The sequence below is a fragment of the Nitrospinota bacterium genome (assembly GCA_027619975.1).
Taxonomy (GTDB): domain Bacteria; phylum Nitrospinota; class Nitrospinia; order Nitrospinales; family VA-1; genus JADFGI01.
Map to the genome: position 1 here is coordinate 1 of JAQCGX010000009.1, position 26,118 is coordinate 26,118.

Sequence of the window (26,118 nt, forward strand, 5' to 3'; positions counted from 1 at the left end):
CCCACTAAAACAAAGCCATCTCCTTAAATTGACGATTAGGAACATTTAGTCTATTTTTAGAGATGCCCTGTAATTAATTGCCGCACCTTTTAAAATAAGGTAAAATCTCTGCGTCTTCCGACTGAATCACCGCAGTTTACCTTCTATTTTTCAGAAAGATTGAATTTTTATGGAAAGAACAACACTTGTTCAGCACGTGCGCCAACAGGAAAAAATTACTCCTGGAGCCACTGGGGAATTCACCAGCTTAATGAACGAGATCATGGTGGCCGCCAAGATCGTCTCTCTGGAAGTGAACAGGGCAGGTATTGGAGAAGATGTTCTGGGCTTGACCGGGAAAATTAACGTGCAGGGGGAGGAAGTCCAAAAGCTTGATGAATTCGCCGACATGACCTTCATCAAAATCATCGGTCAATCGGGTACGGTTTGCGCCATTACTTCGGAAGAGCTGGAATACCCGGTGATCATCCCTCTAGAGAGAAATCCGGGAAAATATGTTTTTATGATGGACCCCCTGGACGGTTCCTCCAATATAGACGTTAACGTCGGTATCGGCACCATTTTCTCTGTTTACAAGAAAAAGAGTACAGGGAAAAAAGTTACCGATGAGGATCTTCTGCAAAAGGGAGATCAGCAGGTAGCGGCGGGTTATATCATGTACGGCTCCAGCACCATGTTTGTTTATACCTCAGGCCGGGGGGTGTATGGCTTCACACTGGACCCATCTCTGGGTGAATTTTTTCTTTCACATCCCAACATCAAGATTCCACAACAGGGTTCTACTTATAGCATCAACGAAGGCAATACGGAAAACTGGTGCAAAGAGCAAAAGAATTTCATCGCCCACTTAAAAGAAAAAGATACCGCGACAGGCAGACCCTACGCTCTTCGGTACATTGGCACCCTGGTTTCTGATTTCCACCGAACTCTGCTAAAGGGTGGAATCTTTATGTATCCCAAAGACAAGAAAAACCTGAACGGTAAATTGCGTTTTGCGTTTGAGGCGGCTCCTCTGGGATTCATTGTCCAGGATGCCGGAGGCCGGGCGTCCAACGGAGAGAAAAACATTCTTGATCTTGTTCCTACTGAAATCCATCAGCGGGTACCGCTTTACATTGGCAGCTTGCACGATGTAGAACTGGCGGAGAAACATCTCGCCTCCCGTTGCGACGAAAAAAATCCGGCCTGAACCGGGACTTCGCCGAGCACGGGAGTTGCGCAAGTTTAACTCATCCCAACCGACAATTCACTTTTCATACGAACCCTGCAAGAAACTCCACCCAAAATGAAAATTCAGAGTATCCGCGGCGTTAAAGACATTCTTCCTGGAGAAATAGAAAAGTGGCAGTGGGTGGAGACAATTGCCCGTAGCGTTTTTCACAAATACGGATTCAAAGAGATTCGTCTGCCTATTTTTGAAAAAACCCAGCTCTTTTCAAGAAGCATCGGCGAGGCCACGGATATCGTAGAAAAAGAAATGTACACATTTACCGACCGGAGCGGTGAGCAAATAACATTGCGTCCAGAAGGTACAGCCTCCGTAGTACGTGCCTACATCGAACATAAAATGTACAATCCGCCATCGGTTGTGAAAGTCTATTATCTCGGCCCTATGTTCCGCTACGAACGCCCGCAGGCGGGCAGGTTTCGGCAGTTTTATCAAATTGGCATCGAAGCCATGGGAACCGACAACCCGGTCATCGATGTCGAAGTCATGACCCTGCTGGTGGAATTTTTTCGCCAACTGGGGCTGACGGACCTGGAGTTGCAAATCAACAGTCTGGGATGCTCCGACTGTCGCCCGCAATACAGGGAAACATTGAAGGAAGCGATTCGCGGACATCTGGACGAATTGTGCGAAAATTGCAACCAGCGTTATGAACGCAATCCCTTGAGAATTCTCGATTGCAAAGTGGAACGTGATCGTCAAATCGCCAAAGACTTGCCCAAAACCTGCGACCATCTGTGTGAAACCTGCAAGACCAATTTCACTCAGGTGCAAGCGCTTCTGGATTCCACAGAAACTCCCTACTTTCTGAACCCGCTATTGGTGCGTGGGTTGGATTATTATTCGCGGACGACGTTTGAGGTCCTCTCCACAGGCCTTGGAGCGCAAAATGCAATCTGTGGCGGAGGCCGCTACGATTCCCTGGTCGAAGAGTTTGAAGGGCCATCCACTCCCTGTTTTGGATTTGCTCTGGGAATGGAACGCTTGATTTCGATCATCCCCTTTGAAAATAAAAATTATTCCGAATCACGACCCGATATTTTTATTATCAGCCTGGGTGATGAAGCTAAAAATTTCAGTTTCAAGATGGCGCATCAGTTGCGACAGGAAGGATTCACTGTGGACCAGGATTACGACGGTGGCAGCATGAAAAGCCAAATGCGAAAAGCCAATAAATCACTTTCCCGGTTCGCCCTCATCGTTGGCGAAAATGAAATCGAGGCAGGAGTTTATTTGATGAAGGATATGGAAACGGGTTCGCAAATAGAGGTTCCCGCCGAAAACTTTATCCAGACCATCAAAAACCAGTTGAACAACCACGAGAAACCAGCTTCCTCCTAAGTAGCCCCCATCTTCATCCTTGAAAATGCAACCGTTGACCCCGTCAAAGCCTCATGGTAGATTAACAGATACTTAACTCTGAAAATTATTCTCACTATTATCGAATATGGCCAGCAAGGAATTAGAAGTTCTGGAAGATTTTATCTCTCAGAACAATTTAAAGATCACCCGGCAAAGGCGGTCGGTGCTGAAAGCGTTTCTTGACTCGGAGGAGCATATCAGCGCCGAGGAATTGTACAATCTGGTCACAGCAACGGAACCAAAGCTGGGACTGGCAACGGTCTATCGAACTCTGGCCTTGCTGACCAAAAGCGGCCTGGCCTCGGAACTCAATTTTGGCGACGGTCAAAAACGCTATGAGCACAAATACATGCATAGCCATCACGACCACATGATTTGCACCGAATGTGGAAAGATCATCGAGTTCAACCACCCCCTCATAGAAAAATTCCAGGAAGAAGTGGCCGCCCGCAATGGCTTCACCATCACCTCTCACAAACTGGACATGTTCGGAATCTGTAGCGAGTGCCGTTAACTGGCTACCTCTCTATAATATTCCTCAATTCCTGATAAAACCAACACCATCACAAAGACGCAAAGATCGCAAAAAAAACGGGTATTCTATCGACCGCAACGTCATCGCGAGCCGCGTCAAGCGGCGCGGCGATCCAGAATCTTTTGTGGCTTTCTGGATTGCTTCGGCCTTATGGCCTCGCAATGACGGCTTAACAGACAACTATTCTAAAAAAAATCAGCTTTTATCCTGTCAAATTTGGTTTTGGTTTTCTTTGCGATCTTTGCGTCTTTGCGGTAATAAGGATTTTGTTATTTCTTTGGGCAGGAGGGGGCGGTATTAGCAGAAAAACCAGAATTTATTACTTCGCAGATTCTGTAGCCGTTGCAGGAATTGATTTGGCGCAACGAAAGCCGATGTAGTTGTAGATTTCGTTGATTACCTGACCATAGGTGGTCACTTTCGGGAAGACCCGGTTTTTGGGGTGCAGCCAGATACGGTTGGTGATGCGTAACGCCCCTGCCGACGAATCGAAAGCTCCCCCGCGGATGACTCTATACTCACCCGTTTTTGGCCCCTGAGGGTTTTTCTTTTCTCTGATCTGATAGTACGGCTCGTACCAGTCATTGACCCATTCCCAGACATTTCCCATCATATCGTGGAGTCCGTACTGATTCGGTAGTTTCTGGCCGACGGGATGCGTGGTCTTCTTCGCGTTATCTTCATACCAGGCATACGATTCATCCATCATATTGCCCCAGTAATACCGGGCGTCCGCACCGCCTCGTGCGGCATACTCCCACTCCGCTTCGGTCGGCAGACGGCACTTGGATTTATCCAGATATTCCTGAACCTCGATATAGTTCACCTGTTCCAGAGGGAGGTCCGGGGCAATTATTTTTGATGGATTATAGCCGGTTACTTTTTCCCACTTGGCTTGAGTCACTTCAAATTTATCCATGAAGAAGTCATCTACGCAAACTTCATGCTCGGGCTTTTCATCTTCCTGGGCAAAATCATTGCCCATCATGAAACATCCGCCCTTGATGAACACCATGCCTTCAGGAGCCAGCTTTGCCTTTTCCTTGTCTTCAGGCGACAAGCTCACCGGAACCACTTTTTCCACACTTTTTACCGGTTCCTGGACAGACTCAACCATTTCCGGAACCGAAGGTTCTTCCACAGAGGATTTATTCTCATCTTTGGAACACCCGGCTCCAAAAACCAGCAGAAGGCTTAATAGTGCTAAAGTTAGTGAACGCATTGATTTAGTAGGTAGTATTAGGTAAACGGTGGATATTACCACGTTCAAGGAAATATTCAATCCTATAAATTTGCGGTTTACACCCATTTGAAAAACTCAAGTTAGCCCTATGTATTTGACAATAAAAGCATCATTTCACAAATTATCAAAGTTTTCCTCAAAAATCCCGGTTTTGTGCCGTTAAAGAAAGGAATGCAATACTTAACAAGTTGTTACAAATTATAGGACCAATCCCCCTGAGACAATTAATGCGCTGGAAACTCCTGCTTGCAACTCTCATTGTAGCGTCCTGTTACGCTTGTGCATCATTCAAAGCGCCAGCCGGTTCCCCCCTGGAGACAAGCGCAGAGCCTTCGTTTTTTAAAAAAGCCGCCGCCCTGGTCATTCCGCGAGAGCAGGCGCCCCCTGCCCTTCCCCATGAAAAGGATTTGCAGTTCGCTCAGCATCAATACAATTTACAAAATTATGATGTGGCGGAATTTTATCTCAAAAAAACCCTATTACAGTCTCCCGATGAACCTTTGGCATTGAAGCTCCTCCCTTGGACCTATTTCTTCCAGAAACGATACGACAAGGCCCTTTTGGCATTTGAACGCAACCACACGATCCACCCCAAAGACCCAAATTTTCTTGCCGGAATGGGTTGGTGCTATTTAGCCTTGAACAATGACCCGCAGGCGTTGATTACATTTTTAAAGGCGGAAAAGTTTTCGAAGGTGTTGTATGACATTTCCAAGGGTAAGGCAATCATATATCTTAAACAAAAAAACCTTGAAAAGGCGTTGCCTGAGCTAGAAAAATTTTATAGCTCGCAAGAAATTGAATCCATTTTAGCATTCTGGAAATCCCGGGGAGACCAAACGAAAGAGGCTTCCCTGCCGGTCATTCCAAATCAACCTGGCGCCGCTTCGCTCTTTTCCCTGCCTGTAGAGCACCCTCGTTACCGGAGCATTCTATGGACTTTTGACCCTGCTGAAAATGATGCCCTGGAGGTGGCCTGGAGATATTACAATAAAAAGCTATACCGGAGAGCCATTCAAGCATTTCAAGAATTGCCGAAACCTCTATTAAATTCCCTCGATGCACAAAACGGCCTCGCATGGAGTCTGCTTAAAACCCAAAAAATAATACCAGCCGAATTGGTTTTCAAGAATATTTCTCAAACTCATCCCAATTTTATTGGAGTTGTTAAGGGAATAGAGGAGTCAGAAAATTTAAAGATGGTCAAAGCGGCTGACGCTGAATATTATCTGGATTTAAAAAAATTCAGGATCGCAGAGAAAAAAATCAAAGCCCTTAAAAATGAGTTTCCGGATTGGGCCTACCCCAATGTTCAATTGGGAATGCTTGAATTGAGGAAGGGTAATTATGACGCCGCTGGTGAATTTTTTCAAAATTCTCTGCAACTGGACCCTGGCAATGAGAAAGGTTTAAAAGGTCTTGAAGAATTGGAAAAATTTCGCCAACCAGAGCTATACGAAGCCCAACAAAATTTCAAAAATGGAGATTTCAAAGAAGCCGCATCCAATTACCACAGTTTTATTGAAGGCCAACAACCCCAAGCGCCGCTGACTGAACCTCTCGCTCGCGCCTACAATGGACTGGGATGGAGTCAGTTTCAAAAAGGCCAGTACGAACAAGCCCTGGAAAAGTTTAAAAAATCCCGCAAGCACGTCATTTATGAAACGGATGCCATTAAAGGCATCGGTTTTTCAAATTATCATCTGGGTAGATACACCGACGCTTCCTATTTCTTGAAAATAGCCCATGCCGTCTATCCCGAGCAAAAGCAGATCTCCTATAAACTCGACTGGAGCGTGATGCGAAGTTGGGAAAATACCCGAGCGCGGCAATATTATAACCGCGAGTTACAAAAAGATCCTTTGCGGCCCTCGTTATACATGGGGTTGGGATGGCTTCACCTCAAGCAAGACAAACCAGACCTGGCAGTGGAACATTTTTTAAAATCAATCTCCCTGGACCCGGATTCGGCTATTTCGGAAGAGTTTTTCAAATTTCTTGGAAGTCAGCGGTTCGGTTGGCAGGTATATAACCGTCTGGGATGGGCTTTTTATCAACAGGGAGAATTTGAAAAATCCAAGCAAATGTTCCAGACATCTTTGAAAGAGCAACCGCATAAATCGGATTCACACAAGGGGATGGGCTATAGCCTGTTTAGATTGCGAGATTATAAGGCCGCCATCAACTATTTAGAGCAATCCTTGTCAATTAACAGCAAACCCGACCCGATCACTGAGACCATCAGCGATGAAACCGGCAAGCGTCCTTTTAAAACCCAAACCACCGCAAGGACCCGATTGGCACGGGCCTATTTTAACCTGGAGAATTATGCGGAGGCCATACGGCACTATCAACAGTCTTTGCGTCATCACCCGGATCAAGCCGATGCTTATGACGGATTGGGTTGGGTTTATCTGCAGTTGCATCGACTGAACGAGTCCCGAGCGGCCTTCACCCAGGCTGTGAAATTACAACCCATGAATAGCCAGTCGCATCGAGGGTTGCGGGAAGTTAAACAACTGCAGGCAACCCGGAATATTCGCCTGAAAAAGCCTGATTTTCTCAAAATTTCTGCAAATAACACCCTGCCCAAAGTGAGTCCAAAATTTCTAAATAACGAGTAATATGAATAAAATCAAAACTTTTTCTTTGACACCCTTCCCAAAGATGGTAAAATTATTCTTAAACCTACATTAAAACAAGCTTGTAGCTTTTCGAATATTGCGCTTTAGGGGGGGGAGGGGGTTCCTTTCTCTTTTCACAGCCGAGTGGAAGTCATGGAGTTGAAGTTTGCTTCAACTCCATGATCCTGCAGTGATTACCAGCAAATATTTCCGTCCTGTGGCTTCCTGTCAGTTTTTTTTGATCATCCAGTCTTTCCATCCTGTTTTAACTTTTGATACGAACTTTTCAATTCCTCAACCACCGAAGGGTCCGCCAAAGTAGAAACATCGCCCAATTGGTCAGCTTCGTCGGCGGCGATTTTGCGCAGGATGCGACGCATAATTTTTCCGGAACGCGTTTTAGGTAACGCCTGCGCCCACTGAATCACATCCGGTGCGGCAATGGGACCGATCTCCTTGCGCACAAAATTTTTGAGTTCCTTTCCAAGTGCATCGTTGTACGCCACCCCATCCATCAACGAAACATAGGCATAGATGCCCTGCCCTTTGATCTCATGAGGGAAGCCAACCACTGCGGCCTCGGAAACTGCCTTGTGAAGAACCAGTGCCGATTCCACTTCGGCGGTCCCGATACGATGACCGGACACATTGATCACATCGTCTACACGGCCCGTGATCCAGTAATATCCGTCTTCATCACGCCGACACCCATCGCCAGTAAAATAATACCCTGGGTAGAGTTTGAAATAAGTTTCTTCAAAGCGATCATGATCTCCATAAATAGTCCGGGCCTGTCCCGGCCAGGGCTCTGAAAGGGCCAGCACGCCGGAAACGCCGTTGCCCTCTGCCACCTTTCCGGTTTCAGAATTTATAACGGTTGGTTTGACTCCAAAAAATGGAAACGTCGCCGAACCGGGTTTCAAGGGCGTGCATCCCGGAAGCGGGGTGATTAGAATTCCGCCCGTTTCCGTTTGCCACCAGGTATCGACAATGGGGCATTTTCCGCGCCCGATATTCTTGTGATACCACCGCCAGGCCTCCGGGTTGATAGGTTCCCCGACCGAACCTAGAATTTTTAACGATGAAAGATCGTAGCGCCCCGGAATTTCTTCGCCATGAGCCATTAAAGCGCGGATTGCCGTAGGCGCCGTATAGAACTGGGTGACCTTGTATTTGTCCACCACCTCCCAGAAGCGTCCTGCATCGGGATAGGTGGGAACGCCTTCAAACATGATCGTCTGAGCCCCATTGGCCAGGGGTCCGTAAATAATATAAGAATGGCCGGTGACCCAACCGATGTCAGCCGTGCACCACCAGACATCGCCGTCATGGTAATCAAAAATATATTTATGGGTCAACGCCGTAAAAATCATGTAGCCGCCGACATTATGCTGAACCCCTTTGGGTTTACCCGTAGACCCTGAGGTATAAAGAAGAAACAACGGATCTTCCGCATCCATCGGTTCGGCGGCGCAAACCGGGGACGCTTCCTGCATCTCGTCATGCCACCAGAAATCCCGCCCCGGTTTCATCGTGACCGGAATCTCGGAACCGACACGTTCGACGACGATGCATTTAGTAACTTCTATGCCTTTTTGACGGGAAATTTCCATGGCCTCGTCGGCGTTGGATTTTAGTGGAACGGGTTTGGTCCCGCGAAAGGCTCCGTCGGTTGTTACCAGCAATGCTGATGATGAGTCATGAATTCTTTCACCTAGAGCCGTCGCCGAGAAACCGCCAAAAACGATGGAATGGACCGCTCCTATCCGGGCGCATGCCAGCATGGCCACCGCCAGTTCCACCACCATCGGCATGTAAATGGTGACGCGATCGCCCTTTTTAACTCCGTGCTTTTTGAGCACATTGGCAAATTTACATACCTTCGCGTGCAGTTCTCTATAAGTAAGCGTCTTATCCGTCCCCGGCTCGTTACCCTCCCATAAGATCGCCGGTTGGTTGCCCTTTTTCTCCAGATGCCGGTCCAGGCAGTTCATAGTGATGTTGGTTTTCCCACCTTTAAACCACTCGATGGATATCGGGCCATTTTTTACGTTGTAATTATAATTTCGGACTTGATCCCACTTTTTAAACCAAAAGAATTTTTCCGCCTCTTCAGCCCAGAACGCGTCAGGGTCATCAATAGACCGTTGATACATTTCCTTATATTGATCCATATTCTGAAAAAAAGCCGCATCGCTGACGGCTTTTGAAGGGGTATAAATTTCATTCTCGCTCATTCCAGGGTCTCCCTAGATAGTAACGGTTATTATTGATTATCATCCAATGGTACGAACCGCCCGGGCCGCTTCGGCCAGAGTCCATAACCCATCCGGTTGCGTGTACTCTCCATCCCGTATGTTTAAAACCCAGGTGCGCATCCGCCCCGGGACCTGGTCGGCAATCATGGAAAACCCGCCGCCAGGGGCAAAACATTCATTAATATGAATGTCCTTGTCAAACCTGTCTTTTATGGCCCAGTCCTTGTCGTAAATGGTAGCAAGCTCATCTCGTGTGGGCAGTCGCCAGTTTTCATACCCGGCGAATTTTTTTTCGTTGAGTTCCCTGGCGTAATCGGCGCTATCCTGATAATTGATCCATTTTTTCAGATCATTCATGGAGTCCGTTTTTTTCCACATGAGGTTTTTTTCGGTATCTGTGACTGTGCCATCGCCATTATCAATGAATCGCTTGTTATTGCTCACGGAACCTCTTAAATTTTCAATTTAAATCAATGAAGTTTAATAAAATTGAATGAAATTACCATTTTTCGCTGAGATTTACAAAACTAGATGGACTGCCAGAGGTTATGAAATATTTACGTTAACCTGAGCGGATGTTGTAATATGAATGAATTATAAGAGAATACAGGGTGCCACCCAAAATCTTTCATCGGATTCCCGTTTTCAAGCCATCTAATCACAATGAACTCCTCAAGTACGCCATCCGCAAAAATCTTACTGACCCATTTTCGCTGGACGGTCGATCGGTTTGAAGAAATTCTCAAAAACGAAAAATCCGACTATTACCGGGACGCCGCCCTGCAACGCTTCACCTTTACCTGTGATATAGCCCTGAAGTTCATTCGCTCACTGGCCGCCGAACAGGGAACTCCCTGCGAGTCCTTCCAGCAATGCCTCCAATGGGCCGCGGAAAACCAATGGCTGGCAGAAGATGCGCCCTGGGAAGAGATGGAGACGTCCTTCAATCATGCCTCCCGGAAACTTAAAGGGGAGGCAGCCGACCTTGAATACGAAAAGCTGGCGGCATATTGTTTGCTGATGAAGCACCTGTGCGACAAGTTAACCGGAGTTGCCGATAAAAATTAGCGTCAACCCATCATTTTCTTCAAATTTTCAAAAGCTCTTTTCCTGTGGGAAATGGCGTTTTTTTCGGTGGCCGGCATTTCTGCGTAGGTGAGAGCGTGACCCCCGGGAATGAAAAGCACGTCCCAGCCAAAACCACTGGTTCCGCTCAATTGTGGCGCTATCCTCCCCCGGACCTCGCCCTTGGCGATTTTGATGTTTTCACCATCATGGAAGCCGACATAGCACAACGCAAATGCTTCCCTGTTATCAAACGGTTCGAGCATTTTGAGCATCCCCTCACAGCCCACGGTCAATTCGAACCATTTTACCAGCGCTCCAGGCAATCCGTTCCAGGCCGAAAATATCAGGCCAGAATCTTCCACCAAAACAGGCCCCTTGACAATCTCGTACGCCTGGCTCAATTTATGGCGAACAATTGCTTCGGGGTCATGGGTCTGAAGTTCATATAAATCAGGGATATCAACCTGTTGCAGAGATACTCCCAGGATTTCCCCGGCTTCGCGGACTTTATTAATATTGCCAGTTACAAATTTAATATTTTCAAAAATAGATTGCGAGTTCATAGATTACCTTAGACTTCCTCAGGACTGCCCTTGCACGTGTCATGGGACTGTGATATAAATCTGGACCTTTCAAATCAATAAATTATGGTTATCAACTTCATGCCCCAGTTTAACATTTCGCGGTTGTTTATTTCATTATTCCTGCTCATTTTCACAGCTTCCTGTTCCCAGCATTTTGAAAATAATCTGGATTTCCAGGCCAAAAAGGCCTTGCAGGACCTTATGGTAATTCAGGAATCCTTCTATGCAGAAAATCAACGCTACGCCCACAATCTGGTTGAGATAGAAAAATATAATTTAAAATACCATAATGGCCTCGTTTATCTTGAAATTGAATCGGCAGGTAAGGACCAGTACCGGGCGATCTCACTTCCCGCTGAATCCACTACCGCTCGGGTTTTTGCCTTCGATACCAGTAAGGGGGGCTTCTATGAAATGGACGAAATTGAAGTGTCTCAATATGTTTTGGGCGCTTTAAAACATATTCGAAAAGAGCAGTCAGACAAAAGCATCAGCGCCAATGCTTTCTACCTTTTGCTTGCCACATTATTCGTTTTAGGCGTTCGCTTGCAAGCCCGCTTTAAGGAATCAAAAAACCAGCCGGTCTTCGCGGCGTTCTACCTGAGCCTGATCCCGCTCACCTGGTCATTTTCTGTTTTAAACTATATGTCGAAGGATATTGTCTTCAGCAGTTCTTTAAGCGGAGTCTCAGTCGCGGCTTTTGCCATTGCTGTTTTGATACTAGTGATCGACGGATGGTGGTTCAAACGGCAAAATATATACGACACATCTGCTTCCCTGTTTAGTTTACTGGCAATGACCTTGATCATTGCTCTTTTCAGCGGCGGCGTGATGATACATACGTTTCTGGGGTATTCCTGAACTCTAGGCGGGGCGGGACATTTTTCAAGCGAAATGAATTGTTACCACATGGCTTGAGGAACTTTTGCTTTTCTCATTGGGTTTAGATTTCAGAACAAAATTTTGTCCTTGTTTTATGTTACGCGGTAACACAAACTTTATGGGACCGAAAACAGAATCCAAGGTCTGCACTTTAGACGATTTAACATTTTCGCGAGGAATATGGAGTTCATAATAGAACCTCGTTTCGTCGGCATTGATGTTTTGTGAATTGACCACCTCAATATTCAAAAGAAGGTCTCCCCGTTTTTTTCCAAACAGGCTGGACTCTCCTTTTTCAGGTATGCGTAATGTCATTCGGTTCCAGGTGCCGGAAGGAATCGTTATCTGAAAGGTTTCTTTTCCTTTACGCATCCGAATGACCCCGCCTTGAGCCGCGGTGTGGGGATGGACCCGAATATTTTTTCGAATATCCAGTAAGAAAATTTTTCTATCATATTTTGTTAAGTTTTTCTGAAACTTCTGGACCCACTTGTTCCACAGGTTCCTTTTTCCCCGGGTCTCGACTAACCCATCCAATGGACGGACCGGACTACTTTCAATGAAAGGGGATTTATCCAGGCTTGGGGCTTTGGCATCAATAAACGATGGGCTAAAACGAGTAGCAGGGGAAACCTGGGCATCTTTTTCCTGATGGCTCTCCTGATACTTATAATGTTTTTCCAGGACCTTGAAAGCACTGATGACTTCTTTCAGTTTGTTTTCATAGATAAGGTTATTGGGATGCCGATCAGGGTGATACTGTTTAACCAACAAGTGATAGGATTTCCTGACAGCATCCCATTTCTCACGGGGAGATATATTTAAAACCCTGAAACACTGCGAGAGTTCCATTGTGGTAAGATAGTTCATCAGCTCATCCGGAAAACAAGTTTGCGGGTTTTCTTCTTTTGCTTAAAAAAAATACTGACTGGCTGGAATTTGTTTATTTGGTTTGATCTGAAAACTACTTGGTGGAAAAAACAAACTTTGGTTTTATCGCAAAAGATTGTCGCGGGCCGCGGATACAGAAGGAGGGTGGGAATCAAGAAATTTCACCTGTCGGCCTCCTCCAAGAACCTAACGGTTTTATATCCCGAATCGCCCCGCATGGGAACAATCAAAAATTTCAACCGAATACTACTCCCTTTAATTTGCAATTGAAATGGAAAATTTACTAGGCACTACAGAAAAAAAATTAACTGACTATTTTGTTCAATGGGATGTGAAGCCTTACCGCGTGCATCAGGTTTTTACCTGGATTTATCATCGTGGAGTGAGAGACTTTGATCTCATGACCAATCTCTCCAAGTCTCTGCGCCAGCTTTTGAGTGAAAAGTTTTATATTTCCCTGCCTCGCATTCTTAAAAAACTTTCATCCGTGGACGGGACCATAAAATATTTATTTGAACTGGAGGATGGATCCACCATAGAAAGCGTTTGGATGCCTTCAGAGCAGAGAAAGACATTGTGTATCTCCACACAGGTTGGGTGCCGATTGGCATGTACCTTTTGCAAAACAGGGACACTTGGGTTAAAACGTAACCTGACCGCCGATGAGATTATCGGGCAGTTCATAAAAGTAAACGAAGACCTTCCAGAAAAGGACAGGATCACCAACGTGGTCATCATGGGAATGGGAGAGCCACTTGATAATTATCAGCCGGTGGTGGATGCGTTGCGGTTGATGGTGTCTCCGCAGGCTCTGAAAATTTCTACGCGGAAAATCACTCTTTCGACATCAGGATTGGTCGATAAGATAAGAAATTTCCAGGAAGAAAACATCCATGTGAATCTGGCCATTTCATTGAACGCAACCCTTGATGAAGTGCGGGATAAAATCATGCCCATCAACAAGAAATATCCCATTGAAGTTTTAATGGACACTCTCAGGAGTTATCCCTTAAAACCCACCCGGATGATTACATTTGAATATGTTCTCCTGGCTGGTATCAACGATACGGATGAAGATGCGAAGCGCCTGGCCCGGTTACTGAAAGGCATTCCCAGTAAAATTAATCTGATTCCATTCAACCACTATGAATCCAGTGACTATTATCCGCCGTCTGAGGACAGGATTGCATCGTTCCAGAATTATTTACTATCCAAAAATTATTCGGTTTTTGTTCGAAAAAACCGCGGAACTGATATTATGGGAGCCTGCGGACAACTTGCCGCCCAAGCTGTGTCCTACGTATAATTCTTTTAAACCCATTCAATTTTTATTCAGATGAGCCAACCCCAGCCTGATGCAAGCCTCGATCTTTCGGTGGTCATTCCCATTTACAATGAACGGGAAAATTTAGTAGCCCTGGAAGAAAGGTTAAACGAAACCCTTCAAAAACTCGATTTCAATTATGAGGTCGTATTTGTAGATGATGGCAGTCTGGACGGCAGTGATGAATTGATCCGCACTCTTCAGAAACACAATCCACATTTGCGATTGATCCGGTTTGCAAAGAATTTTGGCCAGTCAGCCGCATTTGTGGCTGGGTTTCGAACCTCTCGCGGTCGAATCATTGTCACGATGGATGCTGATCTTCAAAATGATCCAGCGGATATTCCTGCTCTTTTGGAAAAAATCAAGGAATTTGATGTGGTCTGTGGCTGGCGGCACAAACGCAATGATCCCTGGATAAAAAAAATATCCTCTAAAGTCGCTAATGCAGTGCGCAACCAATTGAGTGACGAAACCATTGCCGACACCGGCTGTTCTCTCAAGGCATTTCGCAGGGAATGTTTTGATAATATTATTTTGTTTAACGGGATGCATCGCTTCTTCCCGACCCTGATTAAAATGGAAGGCTTCAGTGTCACTCAGGTCAAGGTCAGCCATCATCCCAGACTTCACGGCAAATCCAAATACAACATCCGCAATCGGCTATGGTCTTCACTGAAGGATCTCTTTGGGGTCCGCTGGTTGAAAAAAAGGAGATTGAATTACTATGTCATTGAGGAGGAATAGATGACCGCAACTTATTGGCTCGTAGTCGGTTTTATAGGGCAAGCGCTTTTTGCCATGCGGTTTATCATCCAATGGATAATTTCAGAAAAGCATGGAGAAAGCATAATCCCCCTGCCCTTCTGGTATTTCAGCATTGGCGGCAGTATCATATTGCTGACCTACTCCATACACAAACAGGACCCCGTATTTATTCTCGGGCAGAGTTTGGGATCTGTTATCTATATCCGCAATCTCATTCTGATTTCCCGCAAGAAAAAGGCAATGGCAAACGCCGAAATCCAAAATGGATAAGTTGACCATCCGCATCGTAGGCCTGGCAAGCTTGATATTGGGTGGAGTTTTATTTGTCTTTTCGGTGAAAAGCATCGCCGCCGAATGGCCGCAAATATTTGTGGGGCTACTTTCCGTATTATTTTCGGCCATGGGATTTGGGCTTCTTATCATGCCCCTCGACTCTCTGGACAAAAACAGTCCCGGAGATGACTCGAATACCGGTTAATCCAATTGCAGGCTCGTACTTTTTTCAGACGGTAAGGCCCTGTAATTTCCGTAAACTAACCAATTTCATTAGACTTTAATTTCTTGACTTTACAAAAACCCTATGATATTTCTCTACCCTATTTTAATGTGTCCGGTATTTTTTGGGTAAGATTTAAGGGTTTAATTTTCAATGAGTTACCCTTATTTCATGAACAGAAAAAAACACCATTCGGAGAATAAGGCCTCACAATCAGGGGGTCGAAGTTACCAAATTTTTCTCTGAAATACGTATTGATTTATAACGTGTCAAATTTTCCAATCATCTGGCGTTAGAGGGAGCCCTGATGGACAGTTTTCGGAACCTGAAATACAAGTCATTTTCACTTAAAGTTCTTTTCGCCCTGATTCTGGTTTACGGACTGGTTCACCTGGCGCCTGAACCTTTTTCGTCGTCCTCAAAATTCAGCTTCGTGGGTGGTCCTGACAAGGTATTTGCTCAGGAAGAAGATGAGTTTGAAGAAGGCGAGGAAGCCCCTGCTGAAGGCGAGGAAACTGGTGCAGAAGAAGGTTCTACAGATGGTGAAGATGCCGCCGTTGCGGGTGAAGAAGAGGAAGATTTATCCTACCTGACAGATATCGGACCCGCTAAAGACCATGAATTTAAACCTTTCTCCTTCATGGGATTTAGTAACCGCAAGATCACCTGGGTAGCCGCCCAATTACATATTCTGTTTGCCTCGTTCATTCTTGGCTGTCCCATGTTTGTTGTCATCATGGAGGTCATGGGGGCCCGAAGGACTCAGGGGGTTCGTAAGGCGATCATTCTTTCCAATGTTTTTCTCGGCGTGCTGATCGGCGTTGTTATTGGGATAACCGGAGAAATTATCGTCGGTATTCACCATGGCGTTCTCTATGGTCTATGGGCGTGTGCATTTGGCGCATTTATCGTGAGTTTCCTGAACTATTTCCATCGATTGATGGACGTCAGAGTTTCAGCTCTGGTTGGCGCCGTATTTGGGACACTCATCGCTATTCCACTGACCCCTGTCGAACATATTGAAACATCGGGCATCATCTTAGCCGTCATTAATGGCGCGGTGGGTGGCACCCTGGCAAATATGATCATGTTTGCCAAGTCCGACTTCAAGTTTGAGCGGTTGGCTCACGAGATCACCAAAGTCATCGGCATGTGTTACAGCTTCACCGCTCTCACCGGCGGGTTGTTTCTTTTTGTGATGATCGTGCTCTACCAGGACTTCATCACCTATCTGGTGCAATCCTTCCCGGTTCTGTTCATGGTGGCCTACCCGACGCTGTTCATCCTGGAAACCATCGTCATGTACATTTACGTGTACTCCTGGGATCCACTCAATCAACAGAATAAGAAAGGCCGACACATCGTTTGTGGCGTTGTCTTGAATGTTTTAGGTCTGTCTCTGCTTTGTGCGCTCGACGGTCCGGCTACTTTCATGCAGACACCTCCAAAACCCCTTGATGAACTGATGAACATCAATGAATGGTCGCGAATCGCCACTTCCACCTGGATGCCGCTCAATTACCATCGTCTGGTGGGCAATGGCACCTTTGGCGGTTATATGGTCGGCATCATCGGCGCGTACATGTATCTTTGGTCGGATAAAAAGGAAGAAAAGGAATATTACGACTGGGTCGGGTATATCGGCAACATCATTGGCGTCGCCATCATGATTCCCCTGCCAGCCATGGGTTATATCTTCGTCCGCGAAATTTACCAATACGATGCCACCATCGGCATGTACATCATGTCGGACCGGGAATCAATGTTCATGCTCGTGCAGGGTTTACTGGTCGGAACCATGTTCAGCGCCAGTAATATCTATATGTGGGTGAGTATGAAGCGTATTGAAAATGCACAACGGTTTTTCCCGGCCATGAAGTTCGGATTCATCCTGATTGTCATATCCGCAACCATTTGGTTCACACCCAGGCGCTTCTTTGCCACGATGATGCCGGAACCGGGAATGGACCCCAATATGGTGCTACCGGATAACCTGGCGTTCCTGGCTCTCATGATATCCAAGAACACAGCGGCATTTGCCCTGGTCACGGTAACTTTCATCAATTACGTCTTTTACACCATTGCCACGAAAACCGGGAAGGTGCATTACGGAAAAATCAACCCGCTGGGAATATATGTTCTGATTTTACTCGGATTTGCGGATATCTGGCTGATGAGCTGGATGGGGACCATTCGTGAGCTATCGCGAATGAACTGGCATATCTATAAAGTCTTTAAAGACGTGACGCCGGAGAAATTTGCCCCATCGCTTGCTGAGTCCGGGTTCCATGTCACCACCATCGTTTGGACGTTTTTTATTATTATGACGGCCACGATCTGGCTTGCCATTAAGTACCCAAAAACCAAGAAAACACCGGCAATACCGGCTACAGCTACGCCACAAATGGCTGAATAACCGTTTAGGAGCAAGGAATGCAGGAAAAAACTTTTAAACAAAAAGCGACCAAAATTGTACCCATATCTCTGGGTTTAATAGCCGTATTCTGGATTGGCGGGAACGCTATCGGCCTTTCCCCCGCCGTTGTAAAACGGTTAGCGGGAATCGTTCTGGTGGCGATGACCTATGCCCTTTTATTGGCTATTCCAAAATCAGAATTTAAGGAAAAGACCTTTTTCCAGAATTTGAAGTTTAAGATTCCGGTCATCACCATTATTGCAGTCATTATCTGGGTTGTCTCCGGGCAATTTGGTTTTCCCATCTGGTGGCAGATTGAGTTTGTGGCTTTTGCTTTGGTCGGCCTGACCTATTTCGTGTTGCTGGACTTACGGGCCATGAAACCGGAAAAAGGCCAGGTTCAAACCACGATTCGCCTGATCGGCACGTATGCACTACCGTCCATACTTTTTATTGTCATCACCGCCCAGCTCCCCCAGTTCGATCCACAATTTGAGTTGGATAAGCTCAACAAGCCGCCGGTGAAACTATCTGGCTTGGCAGGCCCTGAAGTCATCGCTGCGGGCCGGGAAGTGTTCGAAAATAACAAATGTTTCAACTGCCATAAAGTTTTCTGGGAAGGCAATTCCGATCGAGGCCCCAATTTAGGCACCAAGCAAATTGGCCTTTACTCGGATGACTACATTAAAGAACAAATTTTGGAACCCAGAAAAAAACAATCGCCCGGCTTTGATGACCCCAAGTCGAAAAAAGCCATGCCGACTTATTATGGGGAGGATCTCAGCGAGGATGAACTGTCCGCTCTTGTGTCTTACTTAAAGACTCTGAGAGATCCCACCCATATGCCGGTGGAGGGAAAATTCCCCGATCAATGGACCTGGTGGGACGATGCGACTATAGTTGCCGAAGGCCAGCAGGTTTTTGAGGGAGCCGAACCCGCAACGGAGGGTCTCAACTGTGCGGTCTGTCATGGTAAAGATGGAACTCCCATGATGACCGGTGCTTTGGACTTCAGAAAAGAAGACAATCCCGACACCTTAAAAATGCCCGATAGGCTCCCTGATGTGTTACTCAAAGACTGGCCGGATGCTCTTTGGTACAAAAGGGTCACTCGCGGCGTCGACGCTACGCCTATGGCTCCCTGGGGCATGATATTTCAGCATCTGTATTTGTGGAAAGCCGAAGCCTATGCGCGGACATTTCACGATCCTCTGGATAAGAGAGCCGCAAAACGGCCTGTTCCACCTGTTCCCACCAAGGAAGAGGTTGAAAGTTGGAAAACGAATGGATTGTTCCTCGATCCGCTTATTTAATAAAGATATAAGTCTCACTCGAATCATTAGCCGGTTCCTTTATCGGGGCCGGCTTTTTTATTGCTTTAAATCCTTCCTTCGCCGCTTTTCTGTTAAAATATAAAAACCTATAAAGACTTAAAGACAATTTTGGAGAACTTAATGAGCAAACTTGATGACCTGATAAAAGAAAACCTGACCCCGGATGGAGAGGTTTTAACCCTTAGGGAAAAGTTTTTGGGTGTACGTGGTTTAATGAAATTAGCCGAACACCCGGCACTGGCTACAGTAAAAAAACTGGTTCTACCCGCAAATCAGGCCAGCGACGAAGGCGCAGAAGCATTGGCAAACTCGCCTTACCTGGGAAACTTGGAGCATCTCAATTTAAACCACAATGAAATTGGGGATGACGGTGCCATTGCCCTGGCAAACTCCGATAAACTCCCCAAGCTCACAGATTTGTCCATGTTTGGAAATGCTGTTGGCGATGTGGGGGCTAAAGCTTTTGCGGATTCCCCGCACAGCAAAAAATACATCAAGCTGGATCTCTACAAAAACCAGTTTGGAAGCGAGGGGTACAGAGCCTTAACTGAATCTGAAAATTTAAAAAACTGCGAGGAACTGGAAATCTATCGCGACTAAGAAGCCAGAGGCATCTACAGTATACGCCCTCAATTTCCGCTAGCCGCTTTCCATTGCTCTGGAGTCAAAGTTTTTATCTGCAGGGCGTGGATGAGTTTGGGAGTCCCGTTGATTTGATCGTCCAGAGCGCTGTATACCAGCCGTCTTTGGTCGATCGCGTTGACGGTTTCAAATTGGGAGGAAACCACGGTCAGGTGATAGTGCCCTCCCCCGCCCGCCGCTTTATGGCCGCGATGGAGATAGCTTTCGTCAACAATGGCTACATGCTGGGCTTCCAGTTTTTCCTTCATTATTTTTTCTATGACTTCAGTGGTATCCATTGATAATTTCCTGAACTTGGTTGGCGTTATTTGTCAGAGTCGGAACGCAGTCCGATATCCGGTAAATTGAAAAAACTATTGAGAGATTGACCGTATTTGGCATGCACATCATTTTCTTCCTGTTTTACCAGAGGGGTTTTGCATTTTGCGCACACCGGAGTCTGCTCGGCGTTATAACCCTTAATTCGGTTTTTGACCTGGCAGTTAGGACAAGGTAGAATAATGAAGGTTGAATTTTCCATGCTCCATATTAGCAAACTGCCAGATTAAAAAATACTCTTTCTGAACAAGAAAGGTTGTGACAATGACACAATACCAATCTTCCCCATTCCAAGCCATTCCCCTGAAGACAAAAATATCCTTGGCCCTTGGCGCGATATTGGTTCTAAGTCTTTTGTTCTTTTTTGCCTTCGCATTTTTTATCATAACAGTTGCTTCGGGGGTGGTTCTGTTTTTCATCAATCTTTTCCAAAGGACCCAGAAAAATCTCGGTTTCAACCCAAATATGCCCCCAAATCAACCCAGACCCTATCATCGTCCCCCTTCCAAGGATAATGACAACGTGATCGACGTATAGCCGTTTATTTTCTTTTGTATACGTGGGGCGATTTCCCCAAATGGGCTTCTGCGGCCTCTTTCAGCGTTTCTGATAACGTCGGATGCGGATGAATGGAAAAGGCAATATCCCCGGCCATCGCCCCCATTTCAATGGCTAAAACCGCTTCCCCGATCAATTCTCCGGCTCCGGTTCCAACGATGCCCACTCCAAGAATTTTGTCTGAATCAGCGGCCAGGATCAGTTTGGTCGATCCATCGGGTCGTCCCAAAGTCTGCGCCCGGCCCGAAGCCCCCCAGGGGAATTTGGCAATTCTAATATCCTTCCCCTTTTCTTTCGCTTCCATTTCCGTGAGCCCACACCAGGCAATCTCGGGGTCGGTAAATACCACAGCGGGAATGGCCCGGTAATCAAATTTACCCGGTTGACCGGCAAGGACTTCCACCGCGACATGCGCCTCCGCTGAAGCTTTATGGGCCAGCATGGCCCCACCGATCACATCGCCAATGGCGAAAATTGCGGGATCGGCAGTTTTCTGCTGGTCATCTATTTGCACGAATCCTCTGCCATCCATTCTGACCTGGGTATTTTCCAGTCCGATTCCATTGGAATTGGGCTGACGGCCCACTGAAACCAGAATGCGGTCATAAGTGGCTTCTGTTTTTCCAGTGGAAGATTCCAAAACAACCGTGATGCCTGCCGGAGTCTCTTTTGCATTAATAACTTTTGTATCCAGCAAAATATCTGCCAATGTTTTTTTCAGCCTGGCTTGCAGAGGACGAACCAGATCGCGGTCGATTCCTGGAAGAAGCCCGGAGGTCATTTCCACAACGGTCACCCGGCTTCCCAAGGCGTCATAAACCGTTCCCATTTCCAGACCGATATACCCGCCGCCGACCACCAAAAGTTTCTTTGGTATTTCATATATCTCCAAGGCCGAGGTGGAGTCCATCATCCGAGACCCCAGACCGGAAAATATTTCAGGGATTACAGGCCGCGAACCCGTGGCCAGAATGCAGTGATCAAAACTTATTTTTTCTTTTCCGGAAATCTCAAGATTGTGTGAGTCCAGAAACACGCCACGCCCCTGAATAAGGGTGACCCCTCTTTGTTTAGAGAGTGTCATCAACCCGCCGGTCATTTTTTGGACCACGTCATTTTTCCAGGATTTCAGCTTTTCGAGATCAATTTTTGGTTCACCAAAATCCAGGCCCCAGCCTTTGGCCTCGTGGGCTTCGTTAATCAACTTGGCAATGTGAAGCAGAGCTTTGGAGGGGATGCAACCGCGGTTAAGACAGACACCGCCGAGGTTTGGGTCTGAATCCACCAGCGTCACCTTCATTCCCATATCCGCGGCCAGAAAAGCGGCGGCGTAGCCTCCCGGCCCGGCCCCCAAAACCAAAAGATGTTTTTGATCCATGAAATTATCCTTGAAGAATTATTGTCCGGCGGGTTTCAATTTTTATGATTCCTGATGGAGACCGGCAAGAAACGGCTATTTATGCCGCTTGCGGCTGAGTTGTTCCCATTTTTTGGGTTCGGCTTTTTGCTGGGTTTTACGAAGGATAAAATTAAAAATTATTCGGGCATCTTTTTGTTGGGTATGGGTTCCCAGCAAGCGAGCCACAGTCTCCTTTTCAAAATCAAGAAAAGGTCTCAGCTGACGGCCAACTTTTTTGACGATTTGTAGATTACTCAAATCCGAAGCATTTTCCCGATTAGAAGTTTTACCTGCATCTGGAATCGAGCGAGGTTGTTGATTGTGCGAACCTTTCAGAGGTAGCGGTGAAACCCGGGGTCGTTGTCCCAGAAAATATGAGATGGCAAAACCCGCTTCCGTGCGGGTCAACGCTTCGAGATGATCTCGAACCACGTCCCGCAACGGGCCTGAAGAGTGATTATTTTCCATGCCGCAAAGTTTCCAAAGGTCCCCTCCCGCAGGCTCAAGGATTCCGAGATCCGCGAAATGATGCATAAATGCAAGGACTCCGGGGGCATCCAAATCCGAGGGCGCCAATTCCGATTTGAACCAGGCAGACCACTGGTCAAGCTCGTAGGGTTGATCCGCGGCCATATCCAAATTCATTTCACCTTTAAACTCCCTTCAAGCGAAGTTGCGTGTCTTCTGTAGTCCCGTCGTTTAACCGCTTTTGAAACGTTTCCCGCCAGCTATCCGACAACGCCGCAACCGATAGAATTTCACCAATCCCGTCCCAGTCCTTTTTGTTCTTATGCATGAGGTCATTGGCGGTTTCAACAGAAATCCCTTTGGGGTCAGCTTGCAAAGGAACAATTTTCTCACCGGCCTCCACCCACCCCGGTTTGAGGACGCGCAGGTAGTAGCCGCTGAATCCCGTGGTTTGCACCCGGCAGGCCATTCCCTGAAAATCAAATACCTTATTGAGTTTGTGGCAGGGTTGCCGGGGTTGGGTGCATTGCACCTCCGCTTCGCCAACGCGGAAAACGTCGCCAATATGAACCTCGGTTTCCGTCAACCCGGTCACACTTAAATTTTCACCAAAAGCCCCGAAACTCAATGCCTGTTTCAACTCCTTTTCCCAGAAAGGATAATGATCAATGCAATAAACGCACACCGCCTTATCGCCGCCCCCATGAAAGCGGTGATCGGCAACGCCATCGCCCTGAAAACCAAGATTATCGAGAAAAATTTTTCCCTGAACGGGTTTTTTCAGGATTCCAGAGAATATTTTTTTGTCCCCAGAAACAAGCACATTTCCAGGAACTGCAATATTTATCGATTGAATTGTCGCCATGAGCCTAATTTTGACATTTAGTTTGGAGATTATAAAAATATTCCCAAAAGTTGCTCGGTCACACTTTATCAAATTTTCGTAGGCGATGTGATTGAATTTAATTATTGAGAAGGGGAATCAGAGGTGGAGGTTCGGCGAAATAGCTCAAACCAACTATTCGAAGTCCTAGAGGAATGGAGCACATTCCTCGCGCTTTCTTTACTTAATTTAACGTCACCCACTTCCAGGGTTGAGGATCTTCCCGAAAAAATTGAGTCTGCCTTATTTTTTATCAAATCAATCCGGATTTGCCCGCAACTATAGCATGTTTTCAGTTTTTTAAATTATTGGGGAGAAGTCTTAGGGAGCGCTTGGTTCATTAACGACTTGTTCAAATGGGCTTTCTCCGGTTTCATTCTAGTTTGGTATATTTCTTGCTTTTAGGGGTTTTGCGCCCTTAGAAACCAGTATTCCGAAAAAGAATAAGAAATTTTAATTACAATTCCGGCCAAGAATGGAGAAATTCAGCATGAGCAAACAAGAAAATTGCCACAATGCACTGGGTAACGCTTTCGATCCCGAGACCCATTTGACGCATGACGGTTCTCATACACCTCAGTCGGAGTGCTTGAATGAGAAGGATTCCTGTGAAAAAGATAACCCTTCCACCGAAGAGGATATAATCGACCGGGTGGTGGAAAACGCGGTGGTGAGAGCGATCTTTAATAACAATGACGTGTCCCGCAGGTCATTCATGAAGTTGGTGGGCTCCGGGACCGCGGCGGCGATCATTGCCAGCATATTTCCCTTAGGTGCCGCAAAGGCATTGGCCAAGGAGGGGCTGAAGGGGGGTCTGGAGATGAAAAACCTTTCACTCGGGTTCATCCCCATCACTTGCGCTACGCCCATCATCATGTCCGAGCCCATGGGATTTTACAAAAAAAACGGGTTGAACGCGAAGGTGCGCCGGGCCTCAGGGTGGGCCATGGTGCGCGACTGGGCGATCAACAAGGAAGTGCAGGCCGCGCATATGCTGAGCCCGATGCCGTTGTCGATTACCATGGGTGAGGGATCCAAGAAGGTTCCTTTTTTCATGCCAGCAATAGAAAATATCAACGGTCAGGCGATTACCCTGGCCAACAAGCACAAAGGAGTAAAATCCGCGAAGGACATGAAGGGTTTCCGGTTCTGCGTGCCATTTGATTACTCCATGCACAACTTTCTTTTACGCTATTATCTGGCCGAGGGAGGCATCCATCCGGACAAGGACGTTCAGATTCGTGTGATTCCGCCGCCGGAGATGGTGGCCAATTTGAAGGCGGGCAACGTGGACGGGTACCTGGCTCCGGAACCGTTCAACCAGCGTGCGGTGTATGAAAATGCCGGATTCATCTACAAGCTTTCTAAGGAAATCTGGCCGGGGCATCCTTGTTGCGCCTTTGGAATTTCACAAGAGTTCGCCAAGGAGAACCCCAACACCTTTTTGGCGCTGTTCCGGTCGATCGTCGAGGCCACGCATTTCGCCTCGAATCCGGCCAACCGGAAAGATATCGCCAAAGCGATCGCTCCAAAGAATTATTTGAACCAGCCGCTCACCGTTGTCGAACAGGTGTTGACGGGCCGGTATGCCGATGGCTTAGGAAACATTAAGAACGAGCCGGACCGCATCGATTTCGATCCTTTCCCCTGGCATTCGATGGCGGTTTGGATTTTGACTCAGATGAAGCGATGGGGCTTCGCCAAGGGCAACATCGATTACAAAAGTGTCGCTGAGGAGGTTTACCTGGCGGCGGAATGTGACAATATCGCCAAGGAGTTAGGATACGAAACCCATGGTGATACCTATGCAAAGCATGTCCTTATGGGAGGAAAGGTGTTTGATCCTTCCAAACCGGAAGAATATCTAAAGAGTTTTCCGATTCACAGCATGACATAAACAGTAATAATTTAGGGGTAGAAAATGGCAGAGAAAATACAGGTCTCCCAAAAAAAAGGTGCGTCCTATGCTTACATGCTGGTCTCCTTGGCGATTCTGGCGTTCTTCATTGGGGTGTGGCATCTAAATACGCTTACAAAGGAGTTTGTTTCGGCCGGGCTTTCCGAAGATCAACTCACGGTCATGGAGTTTAATGGCGATATCATTCGTACCGAGGATGGCGGTTACGAGAACAACCCAGCGAAAACCCAGGGGATCCCCGGCCCCCTTGCTGTTCTGAAATACTCGATCGATCAATTTTCACGCCCGTTCCACAAGAACGGCACCAATGATCATGGTATCGGCCATTTGGTCACCTATACCATCAAACGGTTTTTCTCGGGATTTCTGATCGCCTCGGTGATAGGCATTTTCATCGGCGTGATCATCGGTCTCAATGCCGTGATCTATCAGGCGCTCAATCCGTTTTTTCAAATTCTGAAACCCATTTCTCCGCTGGCCTGGATGCCCCTGTTGCTGTACACGGTTAAGGATCCTAAAATCACGGCGATCTTGGTGGTATTCATGGCGGCGATTTGGCCGACCATGGCCAATACCGCCTTTGGCGTTAAGTCGCTCAAGAAAGAGTACCTTCATGTCGCCAGCATTTTGCAACTTTCCTGGTTTACCAAGTTGTTCAAGGTCGTCCTGCCCGGCGCGGCGCCGGCCATTGTTGCGGGGTTACGCATTTCGTTCGGCGCGGCACTGGTAGCCGTGGTGCCGGCGGAAATGCTGTTGGGCGAACTGGGAGTTGGATACCTGACCTGGATCGAGTGGAACAACCTGGACATCTCGGGGGTTCTCTTTGCCATCGGGGTTATAGGGGTCGTTGGTTGGTCCTTGGACATGCTTTTCAATAGCGTCGCTAATTCATTAACCTATTCGGAATAACCAAGGGTAA

The 26,118-nt window shown here is 46.8% G+C and carries 25 protein-coding genes; 15 read left to right on the forward strand and 10 right to left on the reverse strand.

Going from position 1 to position 26,118, the window contains the following annotated elements:
• Positions 1-169 precede the first annotated feature (169 nt).
• From fbp to O3C58_04570, 3 genes are all read left to right on the forward strand, one after another.
• A complete protein-coding gene (gene fbp / locus O3C58_04560; GenBank protein ID MDA0691135.1) occupies positions 170-1,189 on the forward strand; it encodes a class 1 fructose-bisphosphatase in 1,020 nt (339 codons plus the stop codon).
• Between the two features lie 96 nt (positions 1,190-1,285).
• Positions 1,286-2,569 carry a histidine--tRNA ligase gene (gene hisS, locus O3C58_04565; GenBank protein MDA0691136.1) on the forward strand — a complete coding sequence of 428 codons (1,284 nt, stop codon included), beginning with the start codon at positions 1,286-1,288 and terminating at the stop codon, positions 2,567-2,569.
• A gap of 106 nt (positions 2,570-2,675) precedes the next feature.
• Complete coding sequence (locus tag O3C58_04570) at positions 2,676-3,104, forward strand: transcriptional repressor (protein MDA0691137.1); 429 nt, start codon at positions 2,676-2,678, stop codon at positions 3,102-3,104.
• A gap of 340 nt (positions 3,105-3,444) precedes the next feature.
• On the opposite strand, the gene O3C58_04575 is transcribed toward O3C58_04570, so the two are convergent.
• The gene (locus O3C58_04575; GenBank protein ID MDA0691138.1) at positions 3,445-4,347 is read right to left on the reverse strand and encodes a formylglycine-generating enzyme family protein; all 903 of its coding nucleotides are present in this window, start codon (positions 4,345-4,347) and stop codon (positions 3,445-3,447) included.
• A 248-nt stretch (positions 4,348-4,595) separates the two neighbouring features.
• On the opposite strand from O3C58_04575, the gene O3C58_04580 reads away from it, so the two are divergent.
• On the forward strand, positions 4,596-6,992 hold the full coding sequence (locus O3C58_04580) for a tetratricopeptide repeat protein (protein ID MDA0691139.1): 2,397 nt from the start codon (positions 4,596-4,598) through the stop codon (positions 6,990-6,992).
• Positions 6,993-7,234: 242 nt separating this feature from the next.
• On the opposite strand, the gene acs is transcribed toward O3C58_04580, so the two are convergent.
• Both acs and O3C58_04590 read right to left on the reverse strand, forming a co-directional pair.
• Positions 7,235-9,229: an acetate--CoA ligase gene (gene acs / locus O3C58_04585; protein MDA0691140.1), complete on the reverse strand. Its 1,995-nt coding sequence runs from the start codon at positions 9,227-9,229 to the stop codon at positions 7,235-7,237.
• A 39-nt stretch (positions 9,230-9,268) separates the two neighbouring features.
• Complete coding sequence (locus O3C58_04590) at positions 9,269-9,694, reverse strand: DUF1566 domain-containing protein (GenBank protein MDA0691141.1); 426 nt, start codon at positions 9,692-9,694, stop codon at positions 9,269-9,271.
• Positions 9,695-9,913: 219 nt separating this feature from the next.
• Here O3C58_04590 and O3C58_04595 point away from each other — a divergent pair, with 219 nt between their 5' ends.
• Complete coding sequence (locus tag O3C58_04595; GenBank protein MDA0691142.1) at positions 9,914-10,318, forward strand: nucleotidyltransferase substrate binding protein; 405 nt, start codon at positions 9,914-9,916, stop codon at positions 10,316-10,318.
• Positions 10,319-10,320: 2 nt separating this feature from the next.
• On the opposite strand, the gene rdgB is transcribed toward O3C58_04595, so the two are convergent.
• The gene (gene rdgB / locus O3C58_04600; protein MDA0691143.1) at positions 10,321-10,881 is read right to left on the reverse strand and encodes an RdgB/HAM1 family non-canonical purine NTP pyrophosphatase; all 561 of its coding nucleotides are present in this window, start codon (positions 10,879-10,881) and stop codon (positions 10,321-10,323) included.
• A gap of 99 nt (positions 10,882-10,980) precedes the next feature.
• On the opposite strand from rdgB, the gene O3C58_04605 reads away from it, so the two are divergent.
• Positions 10,981-11,763, forward strand: a complete 783-nt coding sequence (locus O3C58_04605; GenBank protein ID MDA0691144.1) for a hypothetical protein — start codon at positions 10,981-10,983, stop codon at positions 11,761-11,763.
• Between the two features lie 24 nt (positions 11,764-11,787).
• Here the strand turns inward: O3C58_04605 and O3C58_04610 are convergent, their stop codons facing one another.
• Positions 11,788-12,636 (reverse strand): DnaJ domain-containing protein, encoded by an 849-nt coding sequence (locus O3C58_04610; GenBank protein ID MDA0691145.1) that lies wholly within the window; start codon positions 12,634-12,636, stop codon positions 11,788-11,790.
• A 310-nt stretch (positions 12,637-12,946) separates the two neighbouring features.
• On the opposite strand from O3C58_04610, the gene rlmN reads away from it, so the two are divergent.
• The 7 genes from rlmN to O3C58_04645 all read left to right on the forward strand — a co-directional run bounded on the left by rlmN (position 12,947) and on the right by O3C58_04645 (position 19,613).
• A complete protein-coding gene (gene rlmN / locus O3C58_04615; protein ID MDA0691146.1) occupies positions 12,947-13,981 on the forward strand; it encodes a 23S rRNA (adenine(2503)-C(2))-methyltransferase RlmN in 1,035 nt (344 codons plus the stop codon).
• 30 nt (positions 13,982-14,011) lie between these two features.
• Positions 14,012-14,746, forward strand: a complete 735-nt coding sequence (locus tag O3C58_04620; GenBank protein MDA0691147.1) for a glycosyltransferase family 2 protein — start codon at positions 14,012-14,014, stop codon at positions 14,744-14,746.
• Complete coding sequence (locus O3C58_04625; protein MDA0691148.1) at positions 14,747-15,037, forward strand: lipid-A-disaccharide synthase N-terminal domain-containing protein; 291 nt, start codon at positions 14,747-14,749, stop codon at positions 15,035-15,037.
• Positions 15,030-15,245: a hypothetical protein gene (locus O3C58_04630; protein ID MDA0691149.1), complete on the forward strand. Its 216-nt coding sequence runs from the start codon at positions 15,030-15,032 to the stop codon at positions 15,243-15,245. The genes O3C58_04625 and O3C58_04630 overlap by 8 nt, the downstream gene beginning before the upstream one ends.
• 325 nt (positions 15,246-15,570) lie before the next feature.
• A complete protein-coding gene (locus O3C58_04635) occupies positions 15,571-17,679 on the forward strand; it encodes a cytochrome ubiquinol oxidase subunit I (protein MDA0691150.1) in 2,109 nt (702 codons plus the stop codon).
• 17 nt (positions 17,680-17,696) lie between these two features.
• A complete protein-coding gene (locus tag O3C58_04640; GenBank protein ID MDA0691151.1) occupies positions 17,697-18,992 on the forward strand; it encodes a c-type cytochrome in 1,296 nt (431 codons plus the stop codon).
• Between the two features lie 141 nt (positions 18,993-19,133).
• On the forward strand, positions 19,134-19,613 hold the full coding sequence (locus O3C58_04645; protein MDA0691152.1) for a hypothetical protein: 480 nt from the start codon (positions 19,134-19,136) through the stop codon (positions 19,611-19,613).
• A gap of 29 nt (positions 19,614-19,642) precedes the next feature.
• Here O3C58_04645 and O3C58_04650 read toward each other — a convergent pair whose 3' ends face one another.
• From O3C58_04650 to O3C58_04670, 5 genes are all read right to left on the reverse strand, one after another.
• Complete coding sequence (locus tag O3C58_04650; protein ID MDA0691153.1) at positions 19,643-19,933, reverse strand: BolA family transcriptional regulator; 291 nt, start codon at positions 19,931-19,933, stop codon at positions 19,643-19,645.
• A gap of 26 nt (positions 19,934-19,959) precedes the next feature.
• Positions 19,960-20,175, reverse strand: coding sequence for a hypothetical protein (locus O3C58_04655; protein ID MDA0691154.1), 216 nt, complete (start codon positions 20,173-20,175; stop codon positions 19,960-19,962).
• 339 nt (positions 20,176-20,514) lie between these two features.
• The gene (gene lpdA / locus O3C58_04660; protein MDA0691155.1) at positions 20,515-21,909 is read right to left on the reverse strand and encodes a dihydrolipoyl dehydrogenase; all 1,395 of its coding nucleotides are present in this window, start codon (positions 21,907-21,909) and stop codon (positions 20,515-20,517) included.
• Between the two features lie 75 nt (positions 21,910-21,984).
• The gene (locus O3C58_04665; protein MDA0691156.1) at positions 21,985-22,575 is read right to left on the reverse strand and encodes a hypothetical protein; all 591 of its coding nucleotides are present in this window, start codon (positions 22,573-22,575) and stop codon (positions 21,985-21,987) included.
• A 7-nt stretch (positions 22,576-22,582) separates the two neighbouring features.
• Positions 22,583-23,263 carry an MOSC domain-containing protein gene (locus O3C58_04670; GenBank protein MDA0691157.1) on the reverse strand — a complete coding sequence of 227 codons (681 nt, stop codon included), beginning with the start codon at positions 23,261-23,263 and terminating at the stop codon, positions 22,583-22,585.
• Between the two features lie 508 nt (positions 23,264-23,771).
• On the opposite strand from O3C58_04670, the gene O3C58_04675 reads away from it, so the two are divergent.
• Complete coding sequence (locus O3C58_04675) at positions 23,772-25,178, forward strand: ABC transporter substrate-binding protein (GenBank protein MDA0691158.1); 1,407 nt, start codon at positions 23,772-23,774, stop codon at positions 25,176-25,178.
• Between the two features lie 24 nt (positions 25,179-25,202).
• Positions 25,203-26,108, forward strand: a complete 906-nt coding sequence (locus tag O3C58_04680) for an ABC transporter permease subunit (GenBank protein ID MDA0691159.1) — start codon at positions 25,203-25,205, stop codon at positions 26,106-26,108.
• Positions 26,109-26,118 lie beyond the last annotated feature (10 nt).

What these genes read in the sequence shown, in the direction of transcription:
- O3C58_04670 (MDA0691157.1), bottom strand. Translation starts at nt 23,263, where the DNA reads ATGGCGACAATTCAATCGATAAATATTGCAGTTCCTGGAAATGTGCTT.
- O3C58_04665 (MDA0691156.1), bottom strand. Translation starts at nt 22,575, where the DNA reads ATGAATTTGGATATGGCCGCGGATCAACCCTACGAGCTTGACCAGTGG.
- O3C58_04645 (MDA0691152.1), top strand. Translation starts at nt 19,134, where the DNA reads ATGAGCAAACTTGATGACCTGATAAAAGAAAACCTGACCCCGGATGGA.
- O3C58_04655 (MDA0691154.1), bottom strand. Translation starts at nt 20,175, where the DNA reads ATGGAAAATTCAACCTTCATTATTCTACCTTGTCCTAACTGCCAGGTC.
- O3C58_04610 (MDA0691145.1), bottom strand. Translation starts at nt 12,636, where the DNA reads ATGGAACTCTCGCAGTGTTTCAGGGTTTTAAATATATCTCCCCGTGAG.
- O3C58_04630 (MDA0691149.1), top strand. Translation starts at nt 15,030, where the DNA reads ATGGATAAGTTGACCATCCGCATCGTAGGCCTGGCAAGCTTGATATTG.
- acs (MDA0691140.1), bottom strand. Translation starts at nt 9,229, where the DNA reads ATGAGCGAGAATGAAATTTATACCCCTTCAAAAGCCGTCAGCGATGCG.
- rlmN (MDA0691146.1), top strand. Translation starts at nt 12,947, where the DNA reads ATGGAAAATTTACTAGGCACTACAGAAAAAAAATTAACTGACTATTTT.
- O3C58_04625 (MDA0691148.1), top strand. Translation starts at nt 14,747, where the DNA reads ATGACCGCAACTTATTGGCTCGTAGTCGGTTTTATAGGGCAAGCGCTT.
- fbp (MDA0691135.1), top strand. Translation starts at nt 170, where the DNA reads ATGGAAAGAACAACACTTGTTCAGCACGTGCGCCAACAGGAAAAAATT.
- hisS (MDA0691136.1), top strand. Translation starts at nt 1,286, where the DNA reads ATGAAAATTCAGAGTATCCGCGGCGTTAAAGACATTCTTCCTGGAGAA.
- O3C58_04580 (MDA0691139.1), top strand. Translation starts at nt 4,596, where the DNA reads ATGCGCTGGAAACTCCTGCTTGCAACTCTCATTGTAGCGTCCTGTTAC.
- O3C58_04680 (MDA0691159.1), top strand. Translation starts at nt 25,203, where the DNA reads ATGGCAGAGAAAATACAGGTCTCCCAAAAAAAAGGTGCGTCCTATGCT.
- O3C58_04595 (MDA0691142.1), top strand. Translation starts at nt 9,914, where the DNA reads ATGAACTCCTCAAGTACGCCATCCGCAAAAATCTTACTGACCCATTTT.
- O3C58_04650 (MDA0691153.1), bottom strand. Translation starts at nt 19,933, where the DNA reads ATGGATACCACTGAAGTCATAGAAAAAATAATGAAGGAAAAACTGGAA.
- O3C58_04675 (MDA0691158.1), top strand. Translation starts at nt 23,772, where the DNA reads ATGAGCAAACAAGAAAATTGCCACAATGCACTGGGTAACGCTTTCGAT.
- O3C58_04635 (MDA0691150.1), top strand. Translation starts at nt 15,571, where the DNA reads ATGGACAGTTTTCGGAACCTGAAATACAAGTCATTTTCACTTAAAGTT.
- O3C58_04605 (MDA0691144.1), top strand. Translation starts at nt 10,981, where the DNA reads ATGCCCCAGTTTAACATTTCGCGGTTGTTTATTTCATTATTCCTGCTC.
- O3C58_04570 (MDA0691137.1), top strand. Translation starts at nt 2,676, where the DNA reads ATGGCCAGCAAGGAATTAGAAGTTCTGGAAGATTTTATCTCTCAGAAC.
- rdgB (MDA0691143.1), bottom strand. Translation starts at nt 10,881, where the DNA reads ATGAACTCGCAATCTATTTTTGAAAATATTAAATTTGTAACTGGCAAT.
- O3C58_04620 (MDA0691147.1), top strand. Translation starts at nt 14,012, where the DNA reads ATGAGCCAACCCCAGCCTGATGCAAGCCTCGATCTTTCGGTGGTCATT.
- O3C58_04640 (MDA0691151.1), top strand. Translation starts at nt 17,697, where the DNA reads ATGCAGGAAAAAACTTTTAAACAAAAAGCGACCAAAATTGTACCCATA.
- O3C58_04575 (MDA0691138.1), bottom strand. Translation starts at nt 4,347, where the DNA reads ATGCGTTCACTAACTTTAGCACTATTAAGCCTTCTGCTGGTTTTTGGA.
- lpdA (MDA0691155.1), bottom strand. Translation starts at nt 21,909, where the DNA reads ATGGATCAAAAACATCTTTTGGTTTTGGGGGCCGGGCCGGGAGGCTAC.